This is a genomic window from Streptomyces sp. NPDC007945, from assembly GCF_042958885.1.
Lineage (GTDB): Bacteria > Actinomycetota > Actinomycetes > Streptomycetales > Streptomycetaceae > Streptomyces.
The window spans coordinates 88,175-110,164 of sequence record NZ_JBIBJV010000005.1 but is presented as its reverse complement, the minus strand read 5'-3'; the positions used below and the strand labels follow the sequence as shown (position 1 = coordinate 110,164).

The 21,990-nt window shown below is 72.3% G+C and carries 24 protein-coding genes and 1 pseudogene; 19 read left to right on the top strand and 6 right to left on the bottom strand.

From position 1 onward, the window contains the following. The first annotated feature begins 599 nt into the window (after positions 1-599). Positions 600-1,124 carry a hypothetical protein gene (locus ACFZCF_RS17595; RefSeq protein WP_391287171.1) on the top strand — a complete coding sequence of 175 codons (525 nt, stop codon included), beginning with the start codon at positions 600-602 and terminating at the stop codon, positions 1,122-1,124. Continuing rightward, positions 1,121-3,319, top strand: coding sequence for a M48 family metalloprotease (locus tag ACFZCF_RS17590; RefSeq protein WP_391287170.1), 2,199 nt, complete (start codon positions 1,121-1,123; stop codon positions 3,317-3,319). Before ACFZCF_RS17595 ends, ACFZCF_RS17590 begins: the two co-directional genes overlap by 4 nt. A 188-nt stretch (positions 3,320-3,507) precedes the next feature. On the opposite strand, the gene ACFZCF_RS17585 is transcribed toward ACFZCF_RS17590, so the two are convergent. Both ACFZCF_RS17585 and ACFZCF_RS17580 read right to left on the bottom strand, forming a co-directional pair. After that, positions 3,508-4,041, bottom strand: a complete 534-nt coding sequence (locus ACFZCF_RS17585) for a hypothetical protein (protein WP_391287169.1) — start codon at positions 4,039-4,041, stop codon at positions 3,508-3,510. Between the two features lie 164 nt (positions 4,042-4,205). Continuing rightward, entirely contained in the window at positions 4,206-5,249 is a 1,044-nt protein-coding gene (locus tag ACFZCF_RS17580; protein ID WP_391287168.1) for a saccharopine dehydrogenase NADP-binding domain-containing protein, read from the bottom strand. Positions 5,250-5,379: 130 nt separating this feature from the next. Between ACFZCF_RS17580 and ACFZCF_RS17575 the strand changes: the two genes are divergently transcribed. After that, positions 5,380-6,315: a helix-turn-helix domain-containing protein gene (locus ACFZCF_RS17575; RefSeq protein WP_391287167.1), complete on the top strand. Its 936-nt coding sequence runs from the start codon at positions 5,380-5,382 to the stop codon at positions 6,313-6,315. Positions 6,316-6,459: 144 nt separating this feature from the next. Here the strand turns inward: ACFZCF_RS17575 and ACFZCF_RS17570 are convergent, their stop codons facing one another. Beyond that, entirely contained in the window at positions 6,460-7,452 is a 993-nt protein-coding gene (locus ACFZCF_RS17570; RefSeq protein WP_388443824.1) for a LuxR C-terminal-related transcriptional regulator, read from the bottom strand. Positions 7,453-7,599: 147 nt separating this feature from the next. Between ACFZCF_RS17570 and ACFZCF_RS17565 the strand changes: the two genes are divergently transcribed. After that, positions 7,600-7,899, top strand: coding sequence for a hypothetical protein (locus tag ACFZCF_RS17565; protein WP_391287166.1), 300 nt, complete (start codon positions 7,600-7,602; stop codon positions 7,897-7,899). A gap of 455 nt (positions 7,900-8,354) precedes the next feature. Here the strand turns inward: ACFZCF_RS17565 and ACFZCF_RS17560 are convergent, their stop codons facing one another. Further along, positions 8,355-9,149: a TSUP family transporter gene (locus ACFZCF_RS17560; protein WP_391287165.1), complete on the bottom strand. Its 795-nt coding sequence runs from the start codon at positions 9,147-9,149 to the stop codon at positions 8,355-8,357. A gap of 966 nt (positions 9,150-10,115) precedes the next feature. On the opposite strand from ACFZCF_RS17560, the gene ACFZCF_RS17555 reads away from it, so the two are divergent. From ACFZCF_RS17555 to ACFZCF_RS17500, 12 genes and pseudogenes are all read left to right on the top strand, one after another. Further along, on the top strand, positions 10,116-10,367 hold the full coding sequence (locus ACFZCF_RS17555; protein WP_391287164.1) for a hypothetical protein: 252 nt from the start codon (positions 10,116-10,118) through the stop codon (positions 10,365-10,367). Between the two features lie 597 nt (positions 10,368-10,964). Continuing rightward, on the top strand, positions 10,965-13,541 hold the full coding sequence (gene lanKC / locus ACFZCF_RS17550) for a class III lanthionine synthetase LanKC (RefSeq protein WP_391287163.1): 2,577 nt from the start codon (positions 10,965-10,967) through the stop codon (positions 13,539-13,541). Positions 13,542-13,597: 56 nt separating this feature from the next. Next, entirely contained in the window at positions 13,598-13,720 is a 123-nt protein-coding gene (locus ACFZCF_RS17545; RefSeq protein WP_388443812.1) for a hypothetical protein, read from the top strand. A gap of 81 nt (positions 13,721-13,801) precedes the next feature. Then, positions 13,802-13,924 carry a hypothetical protein gene (locus tag ACFZCF_RS17540; protein WP_388443810.1) on the top strand — a complete coding sequence of 41 codons (123 nt, stop codon included), beginning with the start codon at positions 13,802-13,804 and terminating at the stop codon, positions 13,922-13,924. A 72-nt stretch (positions 13,925-13,996) separates the two neighbouring features. Continuing rightward, positions 13,997-14,119 (top strand): hypothetical protein, encoded by a 123-nt coding sequence (locus ACFZCF_RS17535; RefSeq protein WP_267882304.1) that lies wholly within the window; start codon positions 13,997-13,999, stop codon positions 14,117-14,119. Between the two features lie 81 nt (positions 14,120-14,200). Then, entirely contained in the window at positions 14,201-14,323 is a 123-nt protein-coding gene (locus tag ACFZCF_RS17530) for a hypothetical protein (RefSeq protein WP_267882304.1), read from the top strand. Between the two features lie 84 nt (positions 14,324-14,407). Then, positions 14,408-14,530: a hypothetical protein gene (locus tag ACFZCF_RS17525; RefSeq protein ID WP_391287162.1), complete on the top strand. Its 123-nt coding sequence runs from the start codon at positions 14,408-14,410 to the stop codon at positions 14,528-14,530. A gap of 100 nt (positions 14,531-14,630) precedes the next feature. Beyond that, the gene (locus ACFZCF_RS17520; protein ID WP_267882304.1) at positions 14,631-14,753 is read left to right on the top strand and encodes a hypothetical protein; all 123 of its coding nucleotides are present in this window, start codon (positions 14,631-14,633) and stop codon (positions 14,751-14,753) included. 84 nt (positions 14,754-14,837) lie between these two features. Then, positions 14,838-14,960 carry a hypothetical protein gene (locus ACFZCF_RS17515; RefSeq protein WP_391287162.1) on the top strand — a complete coding sequence of 41 codons (123 nt, stop codon included), beginning with the start codon at positions 14,838-14,840 and terminating at the stop codon, positions 14,958-14,960. A gap of 86 nt (positions 14,961-15,046) precedes the next feature. After that, a complete protein-coding gene (locus ACFZCF_RS17510; RefSeq protein ID WP_391287161.1) occupies positions 15,047-16,372 on the top strand; it encodes an MFS transporter in 1,326 nt (441 codons plus the stop codon). A 672-nt stretch (positions 16,373-17,044) separates the two neighbouring features. Continuing rightward, positions 17,045-17,836: a transporter substrate-binding domain-containing protein gene (locus ACFZCF_RS17505; protein ID WP_391287160.1), complete on the top strand. Its 792-nt coding sequence runs from the start codon at positions 17,045-17,047 to the stop codon at positions 17,834-17,836. Between the two features lie 186 nt (positions 17,837-18,022). Beyond that, positions 18,023-18,187: pseudogene (locus ACFZCF_RS17500) on the top strand (IS5/IS1182 family transposase); the annotation flags it as partial. Here the strand turns inward: ACFZCF_RS17500 and ACFZCF_RS17495 are convergent. Beyond that, entirely contained in the window at positions 18,177-18,533 is a 357-nt protein-coding gene (locus ACFZCF_RS17495; protein ID WP_391287159.1) for a hypothetical protein, read from the bottom strand. The pseudogene ACFZCF_RS17500 and the gene ACFZCF_RS17495 overlap by 11 nt on opposite strands. Before the next feature lie 293 nt (positions 18,534-18,826). Here ACFZCF_RS17495 and ACFZCF_RS17490 point away from each other — a divergent pair, with 293 nt between their 5' ends. Next, the gene (locus ACFZCF_RS17490; protein WP_391287158.1) at positions 18,827-19,642 is read left to right on the top strand and encodes an SDR family oxidoreductase; all 816 of its coding nucleotides are present in this window, start codon (positions 18,827-18,829) and stop codon (positions 19,640-19,642) included. A gap of 592 nt (positions 19,643-20,234) precedes the next feature. Here ACFZCF_RS17490 and ACFZCF_RS17485 read toward each other — a convergent pair. Further along, positions 20,235-20,867 (bottom strand): type III effector protein, encoded by a 633-nt coding sequence (locus ACFZCF_RS17485; RefSeq protein WP_388443800.1) that lies wholly within the window; start codon positions 20,865-20,867, stop codon positions 20,235-20,237. Positions 20,868-20,994: 127 nt separating this feature from the next. Between ACFZCF_RS17485 and ACFZCF_RS17480 the strand changes: the two genes are divergently transcribed. Together ACFZCF_RS17480 and ACFZCF_RS17475 are read left to right on the top strand one after the other, a co-directional pair. Next, positions 20,995-21,426, top strand: coding sequence for an Hsp20/alpha crystallin family protein (locus ACFZCF_RS17480; protein WP_388443798.1), 432 nt, complete (start codon positions 20,995-20,997; stop codon positions 21,424-21,426). 101 nt (positions 21,427-21,527) lie between these two features. Continuing rightward, positions 21,528-21,923 (top strand): DUF2267 domain-containing protein, encoded by a 396-nt coding sequence (locus ACFZCF_RS17475; RefSeq protein ID WP_388443796.1) that lies wholly within the window; start codon positions 21,528-21,530, stop codon positions 21,921-21,923. The last annotated feature ends 67 nt before the right edge of the window (positions 21,924-21,990 follow it).

The following is a 21,990-nucleotide window of genomic DNA, read 5'->3' as shown; positions in this document are numbered from 1 at the left end:
CAGTGCGGGACGAACATAGGTCTGGCACCACCACCTTCGCGCCTGGGGGGCGACTCCGCAGCACACCACCGCGACCGCGCGTTCCGCTCAGCCGAGAGGCGCGGCCGCGCCTCCGGGAGGAAGGCCAGCCGCTCTTCCGTGCGCGAGCCCGTCGCTGGAGAGCAGCATCAGGCGATGACCAGCCAGCTCGGGGAAAGGTCGAGAGGGTGCGGTCGAAGACGAGTGCGCCGACTGCCGTATGGCCGACGGCCTTCCCGCCGGTGCCGCCCGCACGATGGCGCGCTCGGCACAGATCTCCGCGCACTCTGGGCCGTCGGGATCGCCGCGACTCCCGCACCGGCACTCGGGTCGAGCTGCCCCCGGGACGGCAGCCGGCAGCGAGCGCACCGGCCGGCGGCGCTCAGCCGCGACACCGCCGGTTCCACCCCACTCCACCACCCCGTAGACGGTGACGCGGCCGAGACCGGTCTCTCGCGGGGTCGAATCCGGCCATCGGCCCCCGCGGTGTCTCCCGTGGGCCCCGGGCCCGGCGTACCCTGCGCCGCATCGGGCGGGACGTCGGAGCGACGGGGGTCGGGGTGGCTACGTACGACCGGGACATGGCGACGCGGCTGGCGCGGAAGGCGGTGGCGCTCGTCGCGCCGCACGAACTGGCACAGTTCGAGCTGACGGCGCAGGCCTTCCACAGCGCTCCGGAGCACATGCGGGCCGGTCACGGCGTCCGCCGCGACGATCCGCTGGGCTTCGGCCTGGAGACCGCGGCCACCCTGCTCGGCACGGTCTCCCTGCTGACGGCGGTGCACGTCCTCGACCACTTCTCCCAGCAGGCGGCCGGACAGATGGCCGACACGGCCCGACAGGGTCTGCGGGGGCGCTTCCGCCGGCGTCGCCGCGTGTCGGAGACGGCGCCCGCGCTGCCCCGCCGCGCGCCCCTGTCTGCCGAGCAGCTCGCCGAGCTGCGCCAGGTGGCCCGTGCCACCGCGCTGCGCCTGAGGGTTCCGGAGGCGCAGGCACAGGCCCTCGCGGACGGCATCGTTGCCGAACTGGCCACAGCGGTAGGGGAGTCGACCGCAGGCGAGGGGGCAGGGGAGGCCCCGGCCGGCTCGGCCGACGGACCGGGATGACCCCCCTGCCGCCGCCGTCGTCGTCCCGTGGATCCGGCCCGGCGGCCGGACCCTTCGCCCTGCCCTCGGGTACGACGGTCCGCTTCGTCCTGCTGATCGCGGCGGTGACGGCGGTGACGGCCCTCACCGTCAACTCGGTGTCGGCCGCGCTCGTGCTCGACGCGGACCTCCCGCGGATGGCGGAGTACCTCGACTGCCTCGCCGCGGCGGCGGACGAGGCAGCGGCACGGCGGGCGGAGGACCCGTCGGTCTTCATCCCCGAACCCTTCGAGCACGGCTGCCATGACCCCAGAGGCATGGCGGATTGGGTCCCCGGAGCCGCCACGGGCCTCCTCCTTCTGGTGATCCTCGGCGTCTACCTGGCGCTGCCCCCGTGGCGTATCGCCCGTCGCCGCTACCGCCCGCTCACCGGTATGCCGGAGCTGTCGGCCACCCTCACCGGGCTGGTCGCCGAGACCGGCGTACGCGCACGCGTCACCTTCCTGGCCGAGCCCCTCGACCCGACGATCGCCGCCCTCGCGTTCGGCCGGGTCGGGCGGCGGTACGTGGTGCTCAGCGGCGGGCTGCTGGCACTGTCCGCCCACGACCGGGCGGCGTTCCGGGCCGTCGTCCTCCACGAACTCGCGCACATCCGCAACCGCGACCTGGACGTCGGCTTCCTCACCCTGATCGTGTGGCGGACGTGCGGACCGCCGGTGCTGGCGTTCGCCGGGCTGGCGTTCCTGCTCGCTCCGGTCCTTCAGGGGGCGGCCGTGGTGCTCGTGTACGCCTTCGCCGCCCAACTCGGCCTGCTGGCCCTCCTGGTGACGTTGCTGAGTAGGGCGGTGCTCCGAAGCCGCGAGCTGTACGCCGACGCCCGCGTGTGCCGTTGGGAGGGCGGGAGCGCCTCCTTGCGGCGGCTGTTCGAGAGCCAGGACCGTGCGACCGCGCCGCAAGGTCCGGCGACCGGCCGCGGCGCCGTCTGGGGCCTGCTGCGGGCCCATCCGACGCCGGCCCGGCGCCTGGCGGCCTTGGAGGACGACGGCGCCCTCTCCCACGTCGGCTTCTGGGACCTGGGCGCCGTCGGCGCCGTGGCGGCCTTCGTCCATCAGATCGTCGCCCAAGGGCCGGCCGGCGGCGGATTCCGCGGCGGCCGACTGCCCGAGCACCTCCCCGTGGCGCTGGCCGCAGGCCTCCTCGTCACGGCGGCGGGGACCGTGGTGTGGCGGGCGGTGGCCCGCGGATCGGCGCTCCGGGTGCGCGCCGCCGGGATCGGACTCGGCCTCGGGACAGGCCTGGTGACCGTGCTCAGGCCGAGCGGACTGCAGATGCTGGCGACACTCGGCGGCAAGGGCATCTCGTACGTGCTGCCCTACGCGGCCCTGCTGTGCCTGGCCGGATGGGCGCTGGTGCGCTGGCTGGTGACGGTGGCCGACGCCTGGCAGCCGGTGGCGGAGCGCGCACGCCGGCCCCACGTGCTGTCCGCCCTAGTCCTGGCGCTCTCTGCCGCAGGCCTGACCACCACGCTCGCGTACCTTCTCTCACTGCCGAACCTGGTCGTCTACGCCGCGTCGTTCATCGCGCCCGAGGTGCCGGGCGCCCTGGTCCTCGTCGGCAGCACCGTCTACCTCCTCGGTGACCGCCTCTCCACCGTACTGCTCCCGTTTCTGCTGACCGGGGCGTCGATCCCCCTGCTCGGAGCCGTTCTCGCGGGCCGCCGACGCGACAAGGGGCTCGGCACCGGCTTCGGGCCACCGAAGCCGGTCGCCCGGCTCGTCGTACGGCTCGGAGTGCCGGCCGCGTTCGCCGCCGCCGTTCTGAACCTGGTGCTCGCTGTCCTCGACCCCTTTCCGGAGTACGCCTGGCTTCTGCTGCTCGCGCTCTTCGGGCTTGCGGAAGTGGGCGCGGCCGTGTGGGCGACCCGGGACGAGGCACCGCTCCGCCTGGTGCGCGGCCTGGTGGCCGTCCTCGGTTGCGGTCTGCTGGGCGCGCTCGGGTGGATCGTCCTCGTGAAGACGCTGACGTCCTGCCTGCCCGGCGGCATGCCGTGCGGCCCGCTCCCCGACGTCGGCCAGGTGCGTGTCGCCGTCCTGGCCATGACCTTGACCGCCGTACCCGCCTGGTTGACGTTCGCCGGGGTCGACGCGCTCACCACCGCCCGGCGGCACCGCCGACCGCCCCCACCGGTGCCGGGACCGCTCCACCGCCCCTGGTGACGCCGGACGCCGACGGTTCACCCGGTCCCCGCGCGTGCCCGAGGCCCCCGTTCACCCCGCCGCACGGCCCCGACTCCCCGGAGCGAGGCGCACGGCCCCGACTCCGAGGAGCGAGGCGCTCGGTCGTAGGAGCACCTGCGGAATGCGCGCGCGGGGGCTGCACGGCCGGCGGCCGGCGGCCGGCTGCGTCAGCCGGGGAAGGAGAAGTACAGCGCGTCGCTGTAGAAGGAGGCGAAGTGCTTCTGCCAGTCGACGCGGACCGAGGTCAGCCAGTCGTCGTTCCGGCCGGCGATCGCCGCCTCGGCCTCGGCGACGGCGTCAGGGATGTCCTCGGACACCAGACGCCGCACGCTCTCCACCGGATCGTCATCGGTCATCGAGACGATCTCCCCGGTCTCCAGGACGAAATACTCCGCCCGCTGCTTGTCCAGGTGGGCCGTGGTCCTGGCGACGCAGTCGGCGAACTCGGCGTCGCCTTCCAGGCCCTTGCCGACCACGCGCAGCAGCTCGCGGAGCAGGTCCGCGCCGCCGGTGTAGTCCGCGGCGATGCCGACCGGAGGGTTCCAGATCATGGACGGGACCTGGGTGGTCCCGCGGCCCACCAGGAGCTTGTGCGCGAGCGGAATGTCCCAGTTGTGCTCCGATATGCATCGGATCCGCTGAGGGATCCCCGTCTCGTTCGGCATCGAGTCGGCGGAGTAGAGATACGAACGGTTAGCCATGGCGGCGACGCTAACACCGGCGACCGACAACGCGCCGACGCACCGCAGTCCACCCGCCCACCAGCCCGGTCACGGCCGCTGGGGCGTACGTACGCGGGCCGTCGACGTCCCGGTCGCCACCGCCCGTCGAGGACCCGCGTCCGATGGCGGGCGGGTCGCCCGGGTCAGGCGTTCCGGCGCTGCGGGTGCAGGCCGAGGGTGACGTGCGGCGCGAGCGCCTGCAGGAAGTCCGCGGCGTCGAAGATCTCGCCGGCGGCGACGACGCCGACGGCCTTGGTGCGGCCGGCCAGGACGCGCTGGAGGGCCTCGGCGACGAGGGGCGCCGTGACGGCGTAGATGTCCCGGCCGCCGGCGGTGGCCCGGCGTTCGGCTCCGCCGGAGCGGACGACGACGTCGACGACGAAGGTCTGGTCCGAGCGCCCGAGCTCGTCGGCGGCGGCCGGGGCCGGCGTGTGCGGCGCGGTGACGTCCCGGGCCGCCTCGACGCTCATGTAGGTGGTCACCTCGGGGATGGAGAGGTGCTGGGCGACGGTGACGACGTCCGCCATCGTGAACTCCCCGATCACCGGCCGGGGTCCCAGCGGCTCGGGGAACGCCCACTCCAGGGTGGGCGCGGCGTCGGCGCGGCGCTCCCACCGTCCGCCGCTGTAGCGCAGGCGGTGGTCGCCGCGCCGGGCCCGGGAGACCGCGCCCGAGAGCCGGGTACCCGCGGTGGGGTGCCAACTGCTGAGCGCGTAGGCGATGTGCGCCTCGTCGGCTTCGGTCCAGTCGCCCATCGCCGCGGTGGTCAGCAGATCGCCGAGGCCGCCGAAGAAGGCCATGGCCGGGACGATCACCGCTCCCGCGCCCCGGGCCCGCTCGCGGTAGTGGGCGAAGGTGTCGAGGTTGGCCTCCAGTTCGGCGGCCACGTCCAGGTAGGGGATCCGCGCGCGGAGCGCGGCCTCGATGACGGGGCCCGTGGTCGAGGCGAAGGGGCCGGCGCAGTTGATCACCGCCGCCGTGCCCGCCAGGGCCCGGTCCAGCGAAGCGGGGTCCTCGGCCGACGCCACCCGGGCCTCCAGGCCGTGGTGGCGGGCCATCTCCTCCAGGGTCCGCGCGTCGCGCCCGGACAGCACCGGGGTGAACCCCCGTGCCACCAGCTCCGCGACCACGAACCGTCCGGTGTGACCGTAGGCGCCGAACACCGTCACCGGCGTGCCTGACCCCATGGGACTCTCCCCTGCACTCGAATGAAGCCCGCCGCGGGGTCGTTCCGCCGCGGCCTGACATCGCCATCCTGTCCTTCCGGCAGGGACCCGCACGAGCGTCGGAAACGACATGCCACGTACAGTTTCGGACATGCCTGCTGTCGCGCTGGCCGTCACCGACGGCATGCTCCACTACGAACTGTCCGTGGCGGTCGAGGTCTTCGGGTCCGACCTGACCCACCTCGTGGACCCCTGGTACGACTTCTCCCTCTGCGGGAGCGGTCCGGTGGACGTCGGCCGCTTCCGACTGGAGCCCGACAACGGACTCGACCACCTCGCACGCGCGGACACGGTGATCGTCCCCGGCTGGGCCGACACCGACCGCGACCCGCCCGCCGAGCTGGTCGAGGCGGTGCGCGCGGCCCACGCGGCCGGTGCCCGCGTGGCCTCCCTGTGCACGGGCGCCTTCGTCCTGGGCGCGGCAGGACTGCTCGACGGCAGGCGTGCCACCACCCACTGGGCCCACACGGGGGAACTGGCCCGGCGCCACCCCGCGGCCACCGTCGATCCCGACGTCCTCTTCGTCGACAACGGCGACGTCCTCACCTCCGCGGGCAAGGCCGCCGCCATGGACCTGTGCCTGCACCTGGTCCGCCTCGACCACGGCTCGGCCGACGCCAACAAGATCGCCCGACGCCTGGTCGTCCCGCCCCATCGGGACGGCGGCCAGGCCCAGTTCATCGCCACCCCCCTCCCCGCCCCCGGCAACCACCCCCTGGGCGAGCTGTTCCCCTGGGTGCTGGAGCGCCTGGACCAGCCGCTCACCGTGGAGGACCTGGCCCGCCGGGCCCGCATGAGCTCGCGCCACCTCGCCCGCCACTTCAAGCGCCTGACCGGTACCACGCCCCTGCAATGGCTCCACACCCAGCGCATCCGCCACGCCCAGGAACTGCTGGAGACCACCGACGCCACCGTGGACACCATCGCCACGGCCACCGGCATGGGCACCGCGACCACCCTGCGCCGCCACTTCCACCGCAGCGTCGGCGTCCCGCCCGACACCTACCGCCGCACGTTCCGCCCCTGAAACAGCACCGGGGCTGAGCCCGGGTCCGGGCCCAGACCCAGGCCCAGGTCTGGTCACGCTCCGAGCCAGGGTCACTTCAGGCTCCGGCCCCAGGTCTTGTCAGGCTCCGGCCCCGGGTCGGGGCAGGCTCCGGCCCGGGGCCGGTCAGGGTCTGGGGAGCCAGCCGTGGTGGGCGGCGTTGGCGCCGGCCTGGAAGCGGGAGCGGGCGTTGAGACGCTCCATGAGGTCGGCGGCGATGCGGCGGGCGGTACGCGGGGAGACGCCGAGGTGTTTGGCGATGGTCTCGTCGGTGTGCCCTTGCGCGAGGAGCTGGAGGGTGGCGGCCTCCTGCGGAGGGAGGCCGTTGGGGTCGGTGCGCGGGGCATGGCCGAGAGGGGTGGCGGTGCTCCAGACGCTCTCGAAGAGCGCGCAGAGGGCGGCGACGGTGCCGGCTCCGGTGAGGACGACCGCGCCGGTGCGGGCGTCGTTGGTGTCGATGGGGAGGACGGCGTGCGTGCGGTCCGCGATGATCATGCGGATGGGGAGGGTGGGGCTGGTGCGGACCTGGGCGCCGTGGGTGTTGAGCCAGTCGACGTGGTCCAGGGTGGGCGTGTGGTTGCGGACGCTGTCGAGGTAGACGGTGCGCAGCCGGATGCCGCGCTGGAGGAGCTCGGCGTTGGGGGCGCGGCTGGCTTCCAGGTCGGCGGCGGTGTGGGCGCCGCCGGGGGCGAAGGTGGTGATCTCGCTGGTGGCCTGGGCGGCGAGGCGGGCGAGGCGCTCGCGGATCTCGTCGGGACCGGTGAGTTGCTCGGCCTCGGCGTCGGGGGAGCGGGGGCGCAGGGCGGAGCACTCGGCGATGAGCTGGGCGGCGGCGGCACGTGAGGCCTCCACGCGCATCTGCTGGGCGGCCAGTTCGGCCTGCTGACGTGCGAGGAGGACCTCCATGGCCGTCTCGGGGCTGATGGCCCGGAACCCGGCGCCTTCGTGGGCGGCTGGGCGGACCAGGGCGAGTTCGCTGAGTCGGTCGAGGCCGGTGCGTACTTGCTCTTCGGTCATGGACAACAGACGGGCGAGTTCGGCCACGCCGTCTTGGGGCCGGCCGAGCATGGCGCGGTAGACGCGTTCGGCGTCGGTGTCGAGTCCCAGTATGTCCAGCACTGTTCGACCTTTCCTTGGTCGCCTCAGGAGTGCACGGATTGTAAAGGCATTGTGTCCGTCCGCACAGGTGGACGGTTTCTGCATGGCCGGAAGCGTCCGTGGGCGTGGGCTTGTGACGGTTCACGGGGGCCCTGGAGGATCGGATTCATGTATCTCGTACACGCCCGCCTGAGGGCTCCCACAGGCCAGCGACTGCCCTCTTACGCTGCTGCTTTCGTCTGCTGCCAGGCACGGGACGCGGAGTGCCTGGAGCACGTGAGCGTCCACGAGTCGGGGGAGGAGTGGGTGCTGGGTCTGTTTTTCGCCACCGGGACGCTCGCGGAGGCCGAACGGAACGCCTCCGGGCTCTGCGACCGCGCCCTGCGGGCGCCCGGCCCGTTACACGGCTGGGCGCTGCTGGGGTGTGGTGCGGCGCTGATCGACGCGCCCTGGGATCCCTGGAGTTAGCCGCCCTTCCTCCCGGGCGTTTCCGGCCGGTGGTGCGCGAGGCGCCGTGCCTGAGGCGAGTCCCGTGCTACGAGGCGCGGACGGCGGCGCTCGGGCAGTCGAGCCGCCACCGCCACCGCCCTGCCACCGCCTCCACGTTCATCGCGACCGTCGTGGTCGCCGTCTTCGCTTCGCTCCGGGTACGGCCCCGGGCCCGGGGCCGGGGCCGCGGGCCGATCGGGACGCCCGGCGTACGAGAAACTCGTGTACGAGCTCCGCGGCGCACGGCCCCGCCCCGACGCCGCCGCCCCGGAGCCGAGTCGGGTGGATGGGTGGGGCGGGGCCGGCGGCAGCCGGAGCCGTACCTGTTCGCGCGGATTAGTGGGCCAACCCTCGCTCGTACCCGCTCCTGCCGGCGTATGCGCCCGGCTCGCGATGTCCCCCGGTGCGGCGGGTGCGGACGCGGTGCCGGAGGCTCAGCGCAGGGCTTGGACGGCGTAGAGGGTGCCGATGGCGGTCGCCAGGGTGGCGAGGAGGAGACGTAGGGCGGTTTCGGGCAGGCGGGGCTGGAGGCGGGCTCCGAGGTATCCGCCGAGAAGGCCCCCGGCGCCGCAGGACAGGCCCAGGAACCAGTCGGGGGCGACGGCGCCCGTGGTGGTCAGGGACAGCAGTGTGTAGGTGGCCGCGCCGGCGAGGGAGGTCACGAAGGTGGCGGCCAAGGCCGCCGGGGCGACGGTGGCGACGGGGGTTCCGCGACCTGCCAGGATCGGACCGAGCAGGGAGCCGCCTCCGATCCCGTAGACACCGCCGACCACCCCGACCGCCAGGGCCAGCAGGCGCGTGCCGCGAGCCGAGAGCGGACCGGGCGCGCGTGGCGGTGTACGCGTCGGTGCCGGACGTACGGTCCGCAGCCCCAGCCACAGTCCGAGCGGCAGCAGGAAGGCCGCGACGAGCAGCCGGAAGACGTAAGGGCCGGGTACGGCGAAGACCCGGATCAGCGCGCCGAGAACGACTCCGGGCAGAGTGCCGGCGATCAGCAGACGCGTCAGCGGCCCTTTGAGCCGGCCGGCCCGCCAGTGACCGAAGAGGGCGCCGGGGCCGGCCACGACGTTGTAGAGCAGGTTCGTCGGTGTCACCGCCGGGCTCGGCACGCCCAGCAGACTCACCTGAACGGGCAGCAGGAAGACCGCTCCGGAGACGCCCACGGGGGCGGTCGCCACGGAGATCGACAACCCGGCGGCGAAGCCGAGCAGTCCCATCGACCAGTCCACGAGACCCCTTCGGTGCTCTGATTCCGGCGCCGGGCGAGGGCTCCGGCTCGGGCGCCTCTCGTTCTCGTGAACATCGACCCCGCCCTGATCCAACCGCCTCCCACCCCCACGAACAACCGCTGTCCGACCCCGGAGGCGAAGTCGGCCTCTCCGCTCCCCGGTCGGTATGGGTGAGGAGTTCCCGCTGGAGCTCGCCCGACCCGCCATGCCCCTCCGTCCGAGGCGCCGCACATGCTGAGAGGCACCTGCTTGCTCGCCTGTACGCCTCCACACCCGCGCGGGCCATCAGGGATCGGACCGACCCGGGGCGTCGAGGCAGCCACTTCAGGCGGGGCGGGGCGACAGCGAGACGAGGGCGGCCGGCTCATCGCGTGCCCGGTGGCACGGGGCGCCGGCCGCGAAGAGGCGGGGGCGCCACGGCCCTGGCCCGCGTTCGCGAGGCGTGCGGGCGGCGGGGGAGCGGGACGGGGGGCGGTGCTCTCCAAACCGTGCGAATGGGGGAGCGGGCCAGGCGCGTCCTCTCCAGGCCGTACGAACGGGGGAGTGGAGCGTGAGCGGCGCTCTCCGAGCCGTACGACCCGGAGAGCTCCGCCTCCACCCCAGCTTCGGGGTGCCCCCGGCGAGGGCAGGCCTGGCCGCTTTTCCCCTCCGCAGCGCACCGACTGCCTCGCGCTCCTCCTCGACCCCCTGCCCTCTCCTGGGTCGCCACCCGAGGGCGTACCCGGAGAAGAGCTGGTCACGGGCGTGCGGTGGGCTCGCGGAGGGGGCTGGCCGGTTCCGGCCCGGGGCGGGGGAGGGTGGACGGCTTATGCCACTGCAGGATCCGTCCAGCCTTAACCCGTTCCCTCCGGTCCGGGGAGACGCCACAGTAGAGCCATCGGCAGCCGGAAAGGCCGCCGGGAAAAGCGGGAAGCGGAAACCGGAAAAAGGTTTCCTCATTCGATATCCATCATGAGAGGAATAGAAATGACCGTTCGTCGCATCGCCTCCCTCGCCGCCGGCGTCCTGATCGCTTTCGGAGCCACGAGCGTCGCGGCGAACGCCGTCACCACATCTTCCTCCGCTTCCCCCGTGTCCCCTGCTTCCTCCGTCTCCGACGTCACGGTCCTGACCGTCCCGGAGCAGGAGCAGGGCGAGGAGCCGGCGCCCTCCCCGGCCCAGGGAGAGCCCACCCCGTCGCCCACCCCGTCCGTCGAGGACGTGACCTGGGGCGGCTGAGCAACCCCTCTCGGCAGACCGGCCGAGACCGCTCCACCACGGGCGCTACACGCCTCATGCACCACGCGCCACTCGCAACTACGCAGGCCACACACGCCACTTGGGTCGCATGCGCCACGCCGCACACCGGCACACGCACCACACGCATCACACCCACCGCACCCACCGCATGCGCATCACAGTCCGCCCACACCATCCAAGGAAGCAGGTACCGACATGAACACCAGCCCCGCCACCGCGCCGGCCTTCCTCTCCGACTCCGACGGCGCCCTCGACGACGGTGACGTCTTCGGCCGGAAGAGCCGCAAGGACTCCACCTGGGTCCTCGCCTGAGGCGAACCCGCGCAAGATCCCTCCCGGAAGAGATCCACGAAGGAACCGGGAAATGCCCCGGGAACGGAAACCGGGGACAAGCCCCGGGGAAAGACCGGGATCAGTTCCCGTGAAGGTCCCGGAGAACAAGGTCCGGACCCTCGGGAAGCCGGAAGAGGAATTCTCCGCCGTTCACGCGGAACCGTTCAGTAACCGGTCTGCGGACAGACCGTACGTCGACAGACCGTAAATCGATCGGGCAGCGATCGAGAAGGGGTGGATCAGGTGCGAGACAACCATCATGTGTACGCCGGGGCGGACCCGCTGTTCTACGACCACCCCGCCGGCGGCGGCGACCAGCGCAGGTTCGCGGCAGCGGACCGCGAGACGCCCGAGGGATTCCGCCGCCACGAGACGGCCAGCTGGATCCACCTGGTGCCCGACAGTCCCGGCGACCCGGCCCTGCCCGCCCAGGGCTACAAGATCCACGTCTCCTCCACCACCGAGGACGCCGAACGCGTCATCGACCTGGTCAGCGCGTACTGCCTGCGGGAGCGCGTGGCCCACAAGTTCCTGCCCACGCACCGCATCCACCTCCTCAACAACGGCAAGTACGCCCGGCGAGGCAGCAGCGGCAAGCTCCTCACCCTCTACCCCGCCGACGAGGCGCGCCTGGCCACCGTCCTGACCGATCTCGACCGGCGGCTGTCCGGCTTCACCGGCCCGTACATCCTCGGCGACCTCCGCTACGGCAACGGCCCCCTCTACGTCCGCTACGGCGGTTTCACGGAGCGCTGGTGCACCGAGCCCGACGGCACCAGGATCCTCGCGATCGAGGCGCCCGACGGCACCCTCGTGCCCGACCGGCGCGAACCGTACTTCCAGCTGCCCGCCTGGCTGACCCCGCCCGCCATCCTCCGCGAGGCGCTGAACGCCCACGACCGGCAGAGCCTGGACCCCCTGCCGTACGAGGTGGAGGCCGCCCTCCACTTCTCCAACGGCGGCGGGATCTACCGGGCCCGCGACGCCGCCGGCCGGCAGCTCGTCCTCCGCGAGGCCCGCCCGCTGGCCGGCCTCGACGGATCGGGCACGGACGCGGTCGCCCGCCTGGAACAGGAGGAGCGCGCCTTGCGGGCCCTGTCCGGCCTGCCCTGGGTGCCCCGACTGCTCGACCGCTTCACCGCCTGGGAGCACCACTACCTCGCCGAGGAGTACGTCGAGGGCGAGACGCTGCGCCAGTTCATGGCCCGCAACAACCCCCTCGTACGGCCCGACCCCACCCCCGAGGCGCTGGCCCGCTACAGCGCCAAGGTCGAGGACATCGCCGGCCAGCTGCGCCAGGCCCTGGACGCCATGCACGAACGCGGCTGGGCCTTCGGCGACCTCCACCCCACCAACGTGCTGCTGCGGCCCGACGGCCGTGTCTGCCTCATCGACTTCGAGACCGCGCACCGCCCCGGCCTCGACACCCCGCCCAGCATGGGCTGCCCCGGCTTCGTCGCCCCGCACGCCCCCGAGGGCTTCGCCCGCGACCACTACGCCCTGCACAGCATCCGGCTCGCCCTGCTGCTGCCGCTGACCATGCTCATCGACCTGGACGCGGGCAAGCTCGACGAACTCCTCTCCGCCGCGGCCGAGTTCTTCCCCCTGCCGCCCACGTGGCACGAGGAGATACGCACCGCCCTGCAGCGCCCCACCACCTCGACGGCCCGCACCACCCCCGCGGTCTCCGCCCGCCCGTCAGCCCACTGGCCGGACGAGGAGGACGGCGCCGAGGGCCTGACCGCCCTGGGTGCCCGCCTGGCCCGCGCCCTGACCGCGTCCGCCACCCCCGAGCGCACCGACCGGCTCTTCCCCGGAGACCCCGCCGCCCTCCACGACGGCGGATACACCCTGGCCCACGGAGCCGCCGGCGTCCTGCACACCCTGCACACCACCGGCCACCCCGTCCAGGAAGAGCACATCGAATGGCTATGGCGGGCCGCCCGCCACGCCGCCGACGCCCGCCCCGGCCTCTACTCGGGGCTCCACGGCGCCGCCCTCACCCTGGACCGGCTGGGCCGCACGGAGCAGGCCCTGGAACTCGTCCAGCGCGCCGCCCCGACCGAGGACACCTCGCTCTACGGGGGACTGGCCGGCATCGGCATCGCCCTGCACCACCTGCACCGACCCGCCGAAGGCACCGACCTCTCCGCGGAACTCGACACCATCACCCAGAACTTGACGGATCGTCTGGACCACCTGGACGACCCGGGCCCCGCACCGCGCCGCGCCGGCCTGATGCACGGAGCCACCGGAACGGCCGCGTTCCTCCTGCACCGCTACGAGACGGTACGCGACCCGGCCCTGCTCGACCTCGCCCAGCGCGCCCTGCGCGCCGACGCCGAGCACTGCGTCCGCAGCGAAGAAGGCGCCGTCAACCTCCGCGACGGCACCCGCCTCCTGCCCTACCTCGCCAACGGCAGTGCCGGCCTGGCCCTGACCGCAGGCCACTACCTGCGCCACCGCCACGACGACACCCTCCAGGAGCTCCTCGACGGCATCGTGTACGCGGCCCGAGCCCCCTTCGTCCTCTACGACGACCTGTTCACCGGCCGGGCCGGACTGATCGCCCTGCTGGCCGCCCACCGCGACCACCCCGGCACCCGCGAAGCCCTCCAGCGCCACCTCAGGCTCCTGCGCTTGCACGCCATCGGGTACCGCGACGGCCTGGCCTTCCCCGGCGCCCAGCACTACCGCCTCTCGATGGACCTGGCCACCGGCACCGCCGGCGTCCTGCACGCCCTGCACGCCGCCGCCGGCACCCGGCCGCCCCTGCCCGGACTGCACCAGCACTCCGAGCCCCTGATCCCGGCCGCCTGAACGGCCGAGCACGACCCCGCTCCACCCCGCACCCCACCCACCGAAAGGAACCCCTCATGTCCGAGATCCTCAAGCTCCAGAACCTGTCCGTGAACGACCCCGAGGGTTCGGAGGACCAGCAGGTCGCCGACTGGTCGACGGTCAGCACCGACTGCAACAACACCAAGATCGAGGCCTGAACCTCCGCCTCGCACCACGCGAAGCACCCCGTACGACGCACGTCACCTCCGCAACGCCCCATCCACCGAAGGGAACCCCTCATGTCCGAGATCCTGAAGCTGCAGAACCTGTCCGTGAACGAGCCGGAGGGTTCGGAGGACCAGCAGGTCGCCGACTGGTCGACGGTCAGCACCGACTGCAACAACACGAAGATCGAGGCCTGACCTCCCCTTCTTCGCCCCCAGCAGCACCCCGTACTTCACCACCGCAACGCCCACCGACGGAAAGGACCCACCATGTCCGAGATCCTGAAGCTGCAGAACCTGTCCGTGAACGAGCCGGAGGGTTCGGAGGACCAGCAGGTCGCCGACTGGTCGACGGTCAGCACCGGGTGCAACAACACGAAGATCGAGGCCTGACCTTCCGCTTCGCACCACGCGAAGCACCCCGTACGACGCACGTCACCTCTGCAACGCCCCATCCACCGAAGGGAATCCCTCATGTCCGAGATCCTGAAGCTGCAGAACCTGTCCGTGAACGAGCCGGAGGGTTCGGAGGACCAGCAGGTGGCCGACTGGTCGACGGTCAGCACCGGCTGCAACAACACCAAGATCGAGGCCTGACCTTCCGCTTCGCACCACGCGAAGCAAGCGCCCCGCACGTCGCACTTCACCTCCGCAACGCCCACCGACCGAAAGGAACCCCTCATGTCCGAGATCCTGAAGCTCCAGACCCTGTCCCTCGGCGAGCCGGAGGGCTCGGAGGACCAGCAGGTCGCCGAGTGGTCGACGGTCAGCAGCGGCTGCAACAACACCAAGGTCGAGGCCTGACCTCAGCTCCGCACCCGAAGCACCACCCCGTACATCGCACCACCCGCACCACCCACACACGTCGGCCCGCCGGCCGGCCCCAGACCGAAGGGAACCCCTCATGTCCGAGATCCTGAAGCTGCAGAACCTGTCCGTGAACGAGCCGGAGGGTTCGGAGGACCAGCAGGTGGCCGACTGGTCGACGGTCAGCACCGGCTGCAACAACACCAAGATCGAGGCCTGACCTTCCGCTTCGCACCACGCGAAGCAAGCGCCCCGCACGTCGCACTTCACCTCCGCAACGCCCACCGACCGAAAGGAACCCCTCATGTCCGAGATCCTGAAGCTCCAGACCCTGTCCCTCGGCGAGCCGGAGGGCTCGGAGGACCAGCAGGTCGCCGAGTGGTCGACGGTCAGCAGCGGTTGCAACAACACCAAGGTCGAGGCCTGACCTCCTAGGCGTCACCCGTGAAGTGGCCGGCACTCCGGTGCCGGCCACTTCGGCCGTTTCCCGAACCCGGAAAGGAGAGCAGACCCATGCCGGACCCCACGTCAGCCCCCGCCCCCCTCCCCAGGCAGGCCCCCGCGCCCACCCCCCTGCACCGCAACCGGGACTACCAGCGGCTGTGGCTCGCGCACGCCCTCTCGGGCTTCGGCTCCCAGGCCAGCGCCATCGCCCTGCCCCTGGTGGTGCTCCACGCCACCGGGTCGGTCACCGCCTTCGGCCTGGTGACCTTCACCGAGATCCTCGCCTCCGTCCTGGCAGGCCTGCCCGCAGGCGTCCTGGTCGACCGGCTCCCGCGCAAACTGGTCCTGATCATCAGCGACGTCGCCCGCGCCCTGGCCTACCTGGTGATGACGGCAGCCGTCCTGACGGACCGGGTCAGCCTGGCCCTCGCGCTGTGCGTGGCCGTCGTCAACAGCGTCTTCAGCGCCCCCTTCAACCCCGCCGCCTCCGCCGCCCTGCGCCACGTCGTCCCGCGCGAGCAGCTGCCGGCCGCCCTCTCCCTCAGCCAGGCCCGTTCGGCTGCCGTCACCCTGGCCGGCCCGCTCATCGGCGCCGCTCTCTACACCGTCGCACCCGCCCTGCCCTTCCTCATCGACGCCTTGTCCTACCTCGCCTCCACCGTGTGCGTGGCACTGGTACGCCTGCCCGCCGGGCGCCCCGCGTCCTCCACCACCGCCCCGCCCGCCCCCAGCCTCGTCAAGGACCTGGGCACCGGCTTGCGGGAGGTCCGCCGCAGCCCCTTCCTGCGCTACACCCTGGTGAACGCCGCCCTGGTGAACCTCGCGTTCAGCGGCATCGTCCTCGTCCTGATCACCGGCGGCGCCCACGCCCCCTCGGGCGGCTTCCACAACGCGGTCATCATCGCCGCCTCCGGCGCGGGCAACCTCGTGGGCTCCCTGATCGCCGCCCGGACGACGACCACCCTGCCGCCGCGCACCCTGGTCCTCCTGGTGTGCTGGAGCACCGCCCTGTTCACCCCCCTGCTGGCCCTGAGCGACAACACCGTCGCCCTCGCCCTGGTCATCGGAGCGTGCAGCCTGGCCACCCCGGCCGCCAACGCCGTCATCTCCGCGGCCCGCCTGCACTCCATCCCCGACCACCTCCAGGGCCGCGTCCAGGCCGCCTGCGGCCTCATTCCTGCCCTGATCGTCCCGTTCGGCCCCCTGCTCACCAGCACCCTGCTCGCCCACACCGGCCCCGGCACCGTCCTGCTCGCCAACTCCGCCCTCCTCCTCGCCCTGGCCTGCTACAGCACCCTCAGCCCCGGCCTGCGCCTCATCCCCGACCTCCGCCCCCGCAAGCCGGCTGCCCACCCCGACCCGGCGCCCGCCGCCCCGGCCCCCGCCAAGGCCTGACGCCCACCACGTCCCGCGGAGAAGCCGGCCAAGGCCCCGCTGAGCACAGAACCAGCACACAACCGCCGCGGACGGACCCGAACGACCACGTCACGCGACGGTCAAGCCCCGGCCGACCGGCGTTCCCCGCACCGACGCGACTGCCGACACAGACGCTCCGCCGCGAACGCCCCGCCTGAAGACGAGCAGCCCCTGAACCGCCCCACCAACTCCTTCAGCCACACCACGGGCCAGGCCCCCGCGGATCTCTCCGCAGGAGCTTGGCCTGTCGCGACACCTGCCACCTCGCCTCGGGAACGCCGACGAGAACCGACCGGCCGCCACGCAGCCGGGCACCGGCGCGCGTCGGGCGGACGACCGCCTGGGACGTGTATGTGCAGGTAGTGCGCGTGCCGCCACCTCAATTTCCGCTCAGATGTGATGACGATCCTTCGAACGGGTCTCTAATGTCCTCTCAATCGAGGAAGACGGAGCAAGGGACCGATGAGCGCAGAGGCAGTGTCCGAGGAGCACGGAGATTCTTTCCGGGCACAGCAGGAGGAACCGGTCGTCCGGCCCGCAGCGAAGAAGCGATTCGGAGCACGCGTCCCACAGGACGCGAACCGCACGAGCAGCCGCAGTAAGACCTCGCACACCACCGTGAGGCCCCGAGGCATCCGCCCGGTCGGCGCCGTGGCCGGCACCGTCGCCCTCGCTCTGACCGCCACCGCGTGCGGCCTCGGGTCGGACCTCGGCGGCAAGAACGAGAAGATCGCCATCGGCATCAAGTTCGACCAGCCGGGCCTCGGCCAGAAGACCGCCGACGGCTACACCGGTTTCGACGTCGACGTCGCCACGTACGTCGCCAAGAAGCTGGGCTACTCCGAGGACGACATCGTCTGGAAGGAAGCTCCGTCGGCCCAGCGCGAGAACCTCATCAAGAGCGGTGACGTCAAGTTCGTCGTGGCGACCTACTCCATCAACGACAAGCGCCTGAACGAGGTCGACTTCGCGGGACCGTACTTCCTGACCCACCAGGACCTGCTCGTCCGCGGCGACGAGGTCTCGATCACCAAGGTCGAGGACCTCAACTCCAGGAAGCTCTGCTCGGTCACCGGCTCGACCTCCGCACTCAACGTCAAGGAGAAGCTGGCCCCCAAGGCCGCCCTGCAGCAGTTCGGCGGCTACTCCGAGTGCCTCAAGGGCCTGGAGGACAAGAAGGTCGACGCGGTCACCACGGACGCCGCCATCCTGGCCGGCTACGCCTCCCAGCAGCAGCACTGGGGCAAGTTCAAGCTCGTCGGCCTCTCCCTGAGCGACGAGAACTACGGCATCGGCCTCAAGAAGGGCGACTCCGAACTCAAGACCCAGATCAACAAGGCGCTGGGGGAGATGGTCACCGACGGCACCTGGCGCAAGCTCGTGAGGAAGCACTTCAGCCTGTCGAGCTACCAGAGCGAACCCCCGCCGCCCATCGAGGACTGACACCCCTCAAGAGCACCCGCCACCCCACCGCACCCCAGGCCCTCCCGCTCGTGAGCGAGGCGCCCCCAGGCTCCAGCCCCCATCCCAATCCCGGGACCGGAGCCTGGGAGCGTACGGCCCCCGAGGCCACGAGCCGTAACCAGCGCCCCGCACACGCAGCACCCGGCCTGCCGACAGTTCCCCCTCATGGGTGCGGTACGCCGGGTGGTCGAGAGAACCGTGTCCTGGCTGGCGGGCTGCCGCAGCCCCCATCGCCGCTATGAACGGAAGGCCGAGCACTTCCTCGCCTTCGTCGACATGGCCGCAGCCCTCATCGGCTACCGCTGCTTGGCCGGCCTTCTCACGGCCTGAGCCGGTTCTGCTGCACGTCGAAGCAGATCAGGCCCATGGACTCCGCGACGTCCGCCGCGTAGGCCGACGCTTCCTCGGCCATGCTCCACCGCATGGGAAAGTAGATCAGTGGGCCGCTGGCCTCGCCGATCAGCGGCCCGGTTGACCAGGGAGAGGTGTCTTCCTCGTCCTCGGTGAGGTCGCACCACCGCTCAAGCAGCGTGGCGACGTAGGCCGCGATGCGCTCGGAGGGAGGCTCGACCACCTTGCTGTCGATGTAGCGGTCGTACAGGTCGGCGAAGACCCGGCCGGCGGTCTTGTCGTCCGTCGGCTTCTCGCCTTCCCAGACAGCAAGGTCGAAGCTCATGCCAGGAGGCTTTCATGCCGCTCTGACAGCCATAAGAAACGGCGTCCAAGCCGACCCGCCGACGCCCCGCTGGGAGCTCCTCGGCCGCTCGACCAGTTCCCTCCGGCCGGCAGCCGCGACAGGACGCAGTGCCTGGTGATCCGGCTGAGCCCCCCTGCGTCGACCTGTCGAGCCGCGGATGACGGCTCCGGCCGTCCACCGTGTCCTCCGACTCCCGACATGGCCTCGGCCAGGCCGGGTAGCTGCGGGCGGAGGGTCGCGTCGCGGCTCGTACTGGGAGAGGAGACCCGATCATGGCCGGTTCGAACCTCGGGGGACGGACGGCGCCCGTCGCGCTCGTCACCGGATCCGACTCCGGTATCGGCAGGGCCGTCGCCGTGGCCCTGGCCGCACGGGGCATGGACGTGGGGATCACCTGGCACACCGACGAAGAAGGGGCGGAGAAGACCGCGGCCGAGGTCCGGAGCCACGGAAGGCGCGCCGCCGTGGCCCGACTCGACCTGACCCGTCTGCCGGAAGCCGCCGATGTGATCGACGATTTGGCAGAGCGACTCGGCCGCGTCGACGTCCTGGTCAACAACGCCGGAACCGGGACGGCCACCCCGTTCCTGGACATCACCCACGACACGTTCCGCGAGGTCCTCGACGTCGACCTGACCGGGCCGTTCCTGTGCTCCCAGCGTGCGGCCCGCCGGATGATCGCCCAGGGCGACGGGGGCCGGATCGTCAACGTCACGTCCGTGCACGAGCACCAGCCGAGGGTTGGCGCCGCTCCCTACTGCGCCGCCAAGGGCGGTCTGGGCCTGCTCACCCAGGTGATGGCCCTGGAGCTGGCCGAGCACGGCATCACGGTGAACGCGGTCGCACCCGGCGAGATCGCCACGCCGATGACCGGGCAGGAGGACGAGGACGTGTCACGGACCTCGCGGCCGGGCGTCCCCCTGGGTCGTCCCGGGGACGCCCGCGAGGTGGCGGCCGTCGTAGCGTTCCTCGCGGGAGAAGAGGCGTCGTACGTCACCGGCGCGTCCTGGGCCGTCGACGGCGGGATGCTCAGGATGGGCCCCATGGCCGGGTCCCATCTGCACGACGACGCATGGCGTCAGCCCTGAGCCGGGGGTGGGCGGCTGCGGGCTGACCGAAATGTAGAGGCGGCAGTCGGACGCCTCCGGTACGAGCAGCAGCCCCCATGCCGCGCACCGATGCCGATACCCGCCCCCCACCGGGCCGTACACCCCGCCCAGCGGAGTACGCCCCCCGGACCTGCCCCGAGAGCAGATCCGGCAACCCGGTGCCTGCCGGGCTGAGCCCACCCCCTCGAATTCCGCGGATTGTCCGCCCGCTGGGACACCGCGTGGGCGGTGGCGGTCACGGGCCGTGGTCCAGGGCGCCGCAGGGCAGGCCAGCGACGTAGTACCGGTCGCAAGGGGCGGACCGGCGACAGGTGCACGGCACCGGGCGCCGGGATGTCCGGGCGGGGTAGGGCCCCGTAAGGCCCCGCGTGGTTCCTCCCTCGGCCTCTGCAGCCGCCGCCCTGTCCGAGCGCCGGCTGGGCCCGATCGCCTCACGCCGCCCGGAGGTTCCTGGCGTCCCACGTGGGCGGGGCTCATCGGGTTCGGGTTCACCAGGGAATCCTCCGGTGCAGCAAGGTGCGGGGCACCGGGCGACAGGGGCCCTTGTCATGGCTCGCGGCAGGGGGCGGACTCAAGGGGGCGTAAGGGTGTCGAGCCGGGCGGCGAGGTCGGGGTGGGTGGCGGCCAGGTGGGGGCGGGCGGCGGTCAGAGGGGCGATGAGGTCGGCGGGGTCGTCCTGGGCGAGGGCCTCGTGGAGCTCGCCCAGGGGGCGGCGGGCGGCCGGAGGGAGGTCGGTGAGGGCGGTGATCTGGCCGGCGAGGCGGCGCAGGTCGGCGGCGTTGGCGCGGGCCCAGGTGGCGGTAGTGCGTTCGGCGGCCCGTGCCTGGCGGGTCGCCGTCACGCGCTGCTCGCCCGTGGTGCCGGCCGGGCCGGGGCGACCACGCAGGTAGCGGCGTTCGGCGGCCTGGCGGCTGGCCACGCCCAGCGGATCGGCGAGGTCAGCCCAGCTGGCTCCGGCGTCCCGGGCCGTTTCGATCAGGCCCGTCTCCCATCCGGCGAGCCGCTCGCGCACCTGCCGCAGCAGCAGCAGCGAGGCCAGGGCCTGCTCGGCGCCGGGACCCGGCGCGTCGGAGGTGTCCGGGGACTCTCGCTGGGCGTCGCGCAGGGCGTCGTCTATGGCGTGCAGGGCCGTCGCGGCGGCGAGGAACGAGGCGGGACCGTGGGTGTTCGGGTCGCCCTCGGGGGCGTGGTCGGCTGGTGTCATGGGCACCTCCCTCTCCTTGTCATCATCACGACGACATCGTGTTTGTCATCCATTGGATGACATGTTACAACGGAGTCAGTGAGGCGCATTGGCAGCAACTGCCTGAACCGCTGGAGGTGTTTTCACGATGTTGATGCGCACTGACCCCTTCCGTGAGCTGGACCGGCTGACGCAGCAGCTGATGGGTCCGGGCACCTGGTCGAGGCCGTCGGCGATGCCGATGGACGCCTACCGCGAGGGCGACGAGTACGTCGTGGCCTTCGACGTTCCCGGTGTCACCGCGGACGCGATCGACATCGACGTCGAGCGGAACATGCTGACCGTCAAGGCCGAGCGCCGGCCGGTCGTGAAGGCCGACGACGTGCAGATGGAGCTGTCCGAGCGGCCGCTGGGCGTCTTCTCCCGCCAGATCGTGCTCGCCGACACCCTCGACACCGAGCGCATCCAGGCGGACTACGACGCGGGCGTACTCACGCTGCGCATTCCGATCGCCGAGCGCGCCAAGCCCCGGAAGATCACCGTCGGCGTCGGCTCCGGCCGCAAGGAAATCGCCGGCTGACACCGGCCGGACGGGTGCGGAGGGCGGGCACCTGATCTCACCGTCGCCCTACCTCCGCATCCCTCTCGGGCAAGCCGAAGAAGACGAGGGGTGGCGGTGAGATGACCCTGCGACGCGAAGCGTTCCTCGGCCACGTGACCGAACGCGGCCGGTACGACACTCCGGAAGAAGCCGAACGCGCGGCGCGCGTGGTGCTCGCCCTGCTCGGCGCCCACCTGGTCGGCGACGTCCGGGCCCGGTTGGCGGCACGCCTGCCCGAGGCGTTCGCCCTGATCCTGCTCAACCCGCTGCAGAGCGCCGAGCCGCTGTCACCGGAACGGTTCGTGCGCGCCACCGCCGCGTGGATCGAGGGCGCGACGGAGCGGACCGCGGCCTGGGACGTCAGCGCCGTGCTGTCCACCGTCGCCGATGCCGCCGGCGAGGACCTGCTGGGCCAGATCCTGCTCCAGCTCCCCACCGGCTACGACCTCCTCTTCGGCCATCCCCACCCCGTCTGATCACCTGACCGTCCCGCATGCCGGTGCCTGGACACCGGCCCCAGCAAGAAGGGCAACCAACCCCAGT